This is a genomic window from Nocardioides sp. (assembly GCF_034670285.1).
Taxonomy (GTDB): Bacteria; Actinomycetota; Actinomycetes; order Propionibacteriales; family Nocardioidaceae; genus Nocardioides.
Map to the genome: position 1 here is coordinate 1 of NZ_JAXMNS010000515.1, position 2,180 is coordinate 2,180.

The 2,180-nt window shown below is 72.8% G+C and carries 2 protein-coding genes; one reads left to right on the forward strand and one right to left on the reverse strand.

Annotated features, from left to right (window positions below; translation table 11 throughout):
* Positions 1–917: D-alanine--D-alanine ligase family protein (locus VOI19_RS18420; RefSeq protein WP_323794397.1), on the reverse strand; the 917-nt coding region annotated here is incomplete at its 3' end.
* Positions 918–941: 24 nt separating this feature from the next.
* Between VOI19_RS18420 and VOI19_RS18425 the strand changes: the two genes are divergently transcribed.
* Positions 942–2,027, forward strand: coding sequence for a PLP-dependent aspartate aminotransferase family protein (locus VOI19_RS18425; protein ID WP_323794398.1), 1,086 nt, complete (start codon positions 942–944; stop codon positions 2,025–2,027).
* Positions 2,028–2,180 lie beyond the last annotated feature (153 nt).

The following is a 2,180-nucleotide window of genomic DNA, read 5'->3' on the forward strand; positions in this document are numbered from 1 at the left end:
TCGGCGGGTTGCGGGATTTTGTCATATAGGTCGATCCGGGTCGACTGGCCGGGGAGGTACTTGGCCTCGAAGTCGTAGAAGTCGCGCGAGGAGTCGACGTGGATCTCGGCCGGCCGAGTCGTCTCCGGGACCCCGTCCGGTCGCTGCAGCACGCCGCACTCGACCTCGCGGCCCCCCTCGGCGGAGGCCTCGACCAGCACGCGCGGGTCGTGCTCGAGAGCAAGAGCCAGGGCGTCGTCGAGGGCCTCGGCGGTGCGCACCTTGGAGACCCCCAGGCTCGAGCCGCCTCGCGCAGGCTTCACGAACGTCGGCAGACCCAGCGCGGCGACGCGACGGCGTACGGCGTCGGGGTCGCGCGCCCACTGGGCGGCCGTGACGGTCACGCCGGGCATCACCGGCAGGCCGGCGGCGGCCAGGACGGTCTTCATGTAGGCCTTGTCCATGCTCACCGCGGAGGCCAGGACACCGGCGCCGACGTAGCGGACGCCGGCCATCTCGAGCATCCCCTGGATCGTGCCGTCCTCGCCCCAGGGTCCGTGCAGCACGGGGAAGACGACGTCGACGTCGCCCAGGACCTCGGGCGGGCGCGAGGCCTCGGAGACCAGCAGGTCGGTGCCGGCGGTGCCCTGCCTGAGCAGGACGCCGGGCCGGGAGTCGTCGACGCTGGGCAGCTGTGCGGCCGCGTCGATGCGGAGCCGCTCGACGTCGCCGGTATCGCGCACCCAGCGGCCGTCGCGGGCGATGCCGACCGCGACGACGTCGTACTGCTCGCGGTCGATGGCTGCCAGGACGCTGCCGGCGGTCACGCAGGAGATCTGGTGCTCGCTCGAGCGCCCGCCGAAGACCACGGCGACACGGGGTCGCTGCGGGGGGCGGGATCGGTCGGTGGGGGCGGGGGTGCCATCGGTGCCGGTCACGGCCCCGACCCTATCCTCGTGGACATGTCCGATCTGTCACCCGACCTGTCCCCCGCCACCGTGACGGTCACCGGCGGCCGTCCGCCGCGCGAGCCGGACGCTCCCCTCAACGTGCCGATCTCGATGGCCTCGACCTACGTCGCCGGCGGCGACACCGAGTACGGCCGTTACGGCAACCCCAGCTGGGAAGCCTTCGAGGACGTCCTCGGCTCCCTCGAGGGTGGGCGGGCCCTGGCCTTCTCCTCCGGCATGGCGGCGGTGACGACCGTGCTCGACCTCGTCGGGCACGGCGCCAAGGTCGTGGCGCCCCAGCACGCCTACCAGGGCAGCATCATGTCGCTCGCCGACCACGAGGCCCGCGGCCGTCTGTCGGCCGAGCTGGTCGACATCGAGGACACCGCCGCAGTCGTGGCCGCCTGCGCCGATGCTGCGCTCGTCTGGCTGGAGACGCCGACCAACCCGGCCCTCGAGCTCGCCGACATCGAGACGATCGCGGCCGCCGCCCACGAGGCCGGCGCCTACGTCGTCGTCGACAACACCTTCGCCACCCCCCTGCTCCAACAGCCGATCGCGCTCGGCGCCGACATCGTCGTGCACTCGGCCACCAAGTACCTCAGCGGCCACAGCGACGTGCTCCTCGGCGCCCTCGTCGTCGACGACGACGAGCTGTACGCCGTGCTGAAGAACCGCCGCTCCCTGACGGGCTCGGTGCCCGGCACCCTCGAGGCGTGGCTCGCGCTGCGGGGCATGCGTACGCTGCACCTGCGCGTCGAGCGGGCCCAGGCCAACGCCCAGGCCCTGCTCCCCCGGCTGCGCGAGCACCCGGCGGTCTCCGAGGTGCGCTACCCCGGGTTCGGTGCGATCGTCTCGATCGTCCTGGACGGCGAGCTGGCCGCCGACCTCCTGGTGCGCAAGACCAGCCTGTGGGTGCACGCCACCTCGCTCGGCGGCGTGGAGTCGACCTTCGAGCGTCGCCGTCGCTGGAAGACCGAGGCACGCACCATCCCCGAGGGGCTCGTGCGGATGTCGGTCGGCATCGAGGACGCCGACGACCTCTGGGCCGACCTGTCCCGGGCCCTCGACCAGGTGGTCGCCCACCGCCCGGAGTAGTGGTCATCGAGTAGCCGGGGAGCGAGCGCAGCGAACCACCGGCGTCGCTGCCCTTGGTCATCGAGTAGCCGGGGAGCGAGCGCAGCGAGCCACCGGCGTCGCTGCCCTTGGTCATCGAGTAGCCGGGGAGCGAGCGCAGCGAGCCACCGGTGT

Excerpts from the sequence above, each read along its gene's own strand:
- VOI19_RS18425 (WP_323794398.1), top strand. The coding sequence starts at position 942 with ATGTCCGATCTGTCACCCGACCTGTCCCCCGCCACCGTGACGGTCACC.